This window comes from Raineyella sp. (assembly GCF_034933565.1).
Lineage (GTDB): Bacteria > Actinomycetota > Actinomycetes > Propionibacteriales > Propionibacteriaceae > Raineyella.
Map to the genome: position 1 here is coordinate 1 of NZ_JAYFNG010000022.1, position 3,483 is coordinate 3,483.

At 70.1% G+C, this 3,483-nt stretch carries 4 protein-coding genes; 2 read left to right on the top strand and 2 right to left on the bottom strand.

Features of this window, described 5'->3' with window-relative positions:
- Window positions 1-481: alcohol dehydrogenase catalytic domain-containing protein (locus tag VB059_RS07425; protein WP_323421389.1), on the bottom strand; the 481-nt coding region annotated here is incomplete at its 3' end.
- Window positions 481-1,482, bottom strand: coding sequence for a LysR family transcriptional regulator (locus tag VB059_RS07430; RefSeq protein ID WP_323421390.1), 1,002 nt, complete (start codon window positions 1,480-1,482; stop codon window positions 481-483). The genes VB059_RS07430 and VB059_RS07425, both read right to left, overlap by 1 nt.
- Before the next feature lie 177 nt (window positions 1,483-1,659).
- Here VB059_RS07430 and VB059_RS07435 point away from each other — a divergent pair, with 177 nt between their 5' ends.
- Both VB059_RS07435 and VB059_RS07440 read left to right on the top strand, forming a co-directional pair.
- On the top strand, window positions 1,660-3,066 hold the full coding sequence (locus VB059_RS07435) for an MFS transporter (RefSeq protein WP_323421391.1): 1,407 nt from the start codon (window positions 1,660-1,662) through the stop codon (window positions 3,064-3,066).
- Window positions 3,063-3,483 (top strand): NAD(P)-binding domain-containing protein (locus VB059_RS07440; protein ID WP_323421392.1); only part of this gene is annotated, 421 nt, incomplete at its 3' end. The genes VB059_RS07435 and VB059_RS07440, both read left to right, overlap by 4 nt.

The following is a 3,483-nucleotide window of genomic DNA, read 5'->3' on the forward strand; positions in this document are numbered from 1 at the left end:
CGAGCGAGTGCCGGTCGACCACCGCATGGGTGGCGAAACCCGACACGCCCAGGTGGTGGTGGATGTCGCTGCCGTCGGCCGCGTGCAGACGCCTGCCGCCGCTGAGCAGCGTGCCGGCGTTGTTGGCCGCCGAGCCCAGCGTGCAGGGGAGCCGCCCGTCGGTGCGGCAGTTGGCGCATTCCCCGCAGCGCGGCAGGAAGGCCATCACGACCCGCTGGCCCGGTACGAGGTCGTTGATCCCCTCACCCAACGCCTCCACCCGGCCGGCCGCCTCGTGGCCGAGCAGCATCGGCGTCGGGCGGACGCGGTTGCCGTCCAGCACCGACAGATCGGAGTGACACAGACCGGCGGCCTCGATGCGGACCAGCACCTCGCCGGGGCCCGGCGGGTCGAGTTCCACCTCCTGGATCCGGATCGGTCGGGACCGGGCGTACGGCCGGCTCCGGCCGATCTCGGTGAGGACGGCTCCCTGGATCTTCATCAGTGAGGTTCCTTTCGGACGGCTGGTCGGGGTTCGGCGGGTGGCCGGGGCCCGGCAGATGATCGTGGCTCGGCGGTGGTGTCTTTCTCGGCATCGGGCAGGTCCTGCCACTGGAGCGGGGTGAGCCCCGGGACGGATCGTTCGACCGCGGTGGCCATGCTGCCCAGGACCGCAGCCACGACGGGGCGCCGCAGGGCCTCCTTGCGGGCGACCACCCAGTACTGCGCGGGCAGGTCGTACGCGTCGGGGAACAGGCGGACCAGCCCGGCCTCGTGGTCGGCGATGAAGCAGGGAAGCAGCCCGATCCCGGCCCCGCGCAGGGTCGCCTGCACGTGGATCAGCGAACTGGTCGCGCTGACCGACCGGCGCATCTGCGAGCGCCCGACCGAGGTGAAGTCGAGCGCGCTGACGTCCTGCAGGGAGTCGACGTAGTAGATCAGCGGATGGTCGTCGAGGTCGGCGGGGGCGTCGATCCGGTGCTCGGCGAGGTAGGCCGCCGAGGCGTACATGCCGAGGGAGTACCGGGCGATCGGGATGCTCTCGTGGCGGGGGACCGTGGGCCGTCCGACCACCACCCGGAAGTCCTCCCCCGAGGCGGAGGGCCGGATCGGGCGGGTCAGCAGCACCAGCTCCAGCGAGATCCCCGGCGCACGCCGGGCCAGGTCGCCGGCCACCTCGCTCATCACCGTCGCCCCGAACGCGTCGGGGACCAGCGCCCGGACGAGCCCGGTCAGGCGGTGCTCCGGGCGGGTCCCCGACTCGACGTCCACCAGGGTACGCTCGATCGCCTCGGCCGCCGCCACGTACGAGTGGCCGAGCTCCGTCGGCTCCCAGCGGCCGCGGGCACGCGACAGCAGCGGGCCGCCGACCGTGGCTTCGAGCGCGGAGATCCGGCGCGCCACCGTGGTGTGGTTGATCCCGAGAGCGGCGGCAGCGGCGGAGTAGGAGCCGTGCCGGACCACCTCCAGGAACAGCAACACGTCATCTGCATGTGAACGCACCGGCGACCTCCTGGCGTCATCCTGCCCGGCCGAAATCGGGACAGGAAGGGACCAGGGCTGTGCATTCTTGCACAGTCGTGGTGGGCGTTTGGCCATTGGCTGCGCGGCCGGCGGTGACCAGACTCGTCGCCATCGACCCCGCTCAATGGCGACGGGGTCCCGGCTCAAGGAACCGACATGATCGATCCCACAGCTCCGCCCACGGGGACCCACCCCGAGCCCCCGACCCAGGGGTCGGCCGGCATGAAGCGCGTGGTGGCGGCCTCGATGGCCGGCACGGTCGTCGAGTGGTACGAGTTCTTCCTGTTCGCCACCGCGTCCACCCTCGTCTTCGGCAAGGCCTTCTTCATCGACACGGGCAATCCGCTCGACGGCATCATCAAGGCCTTCATGATCTACGCCGTCGGCTTCATCGCCCGCCCGCTGGGCGGCATGGTCTTCGGACACTTCGGCGACAAGTACGGCCGCAAACACCTGCTGCAGGTGGCCATCATCCTGGTCGGCGTCTCCACGTTCCTGATGGGCTGCCTGCCGACCTTCCACCAGGTCGGCTACCTGGCCCCGGTGCTGCTGACCCTGATGCGCTTCCTCCAGGGCTTCGCCGTCGGCGGCGAATGGGGCGGCGCCGTCCTGCTGGTGGCCGAGCACGCGCCGAACAAGGACCGAGGGTTCTGGGCCTCCTGGCCCCAGGCCGCCGTCCCGCTCGGCAACCTCCTGGCCACCGTGGTGCTGCTCGTCCTCTCGTACACCCTGTCCGCGGAGGCCTTCCAGAGCTGGGGCTGGCGCGTCGGATTCTGGCTCTCCGCGCTGATCGTCCTGATCGGCTACTACATCCGTACGAAGATCACCGACTCGCCGATCTTCATGGACGCGGCCGCGGAGGTCATCGAGGACCACGACGGCGGCTACGGCATCAAGGAGGTGCTCACCCGCTACCCCCGCGGCGTGTTCACCGCCATGGGCCTGCGGTTCGCGGAGAACATCTTCTACTACGTCGTCGTGACCTTCTCGATCACCTACATGAAGATCGAGCTCAGGATGGACACCAGCACGGTCCTCCTGCTGATGCTCGGCGCGCACACCGTGCATGCCGTGATCATCCCGCTGATCGGACGGCTCACCGACAGGGTCGGCCGCAAGCCCGTCTACGGCGCCGGCGCCATTGCGGGGATCGTCTGGGCGTTCATCGCCTTCCCGATGTTCAACACCCGCAACGAGTGGGTCATCCTGGCGGCGATCGTCCTCGGTCTGGTCGTCCAGGCCTTCATGTACGCGGGGCAGCCGGCGATCATGGCCGAGATGTTCCCGACCCGGATGCGCTACTCGGGTGTCTCCCTGGGCTACCAGGTCACCTCGATCGTCGCCGGCTCGCTGGCGCCGATCATCGCCACCGCCCTGCTCAGCACGTACGGGAGCTGGGTCCCGATCGCCCTCTACCTCGCCCTCTCCTGTGTCGTCACCCTCGTCGCCGTGGTGTCCCTGAAGGAGACCCGTGGGATCGACCTGCGTGAGGTCGACGAGCAGTACCGCCGTGTCCTCGACGCCGAGCGACGCAACACCACCTCGAAGGAGTACGCAGCATGACCACCATCGCCTGGATCGGATTGGGCCAGATGGGCCTGCCGATGTCCCGCAACCTGGCCGCAGCCCCCGGCAACACCGTCCGCGGCTTCGACCTCAACCCGCAGGCCGTCGAGGCGGCCGCCCGCAACGGCCTGGTCCCCGCGGCCTCGATCGCCGACGCCGTCCGCGGCGCCGACGTGGTGTTCACCATGCTGCCCAAGGGTGACCACGTGCGCTCGGTCTACTTCGGCCATGACGGCGTGCTCTCCCACGCGGCCCCCGGCACCCTGCTGATCGACTCCTCGACCATCGATGTCGCCGCCGCGCGCCAGCTGCACACCGCCGCCGCCACGGAGGGCTTCCGGATGGTCGACGCTCCGGTCTCGGGCGGCATCAGCGGCGCCGATGCCGGCACGCTGGCCTTCATGATCGGCGGCA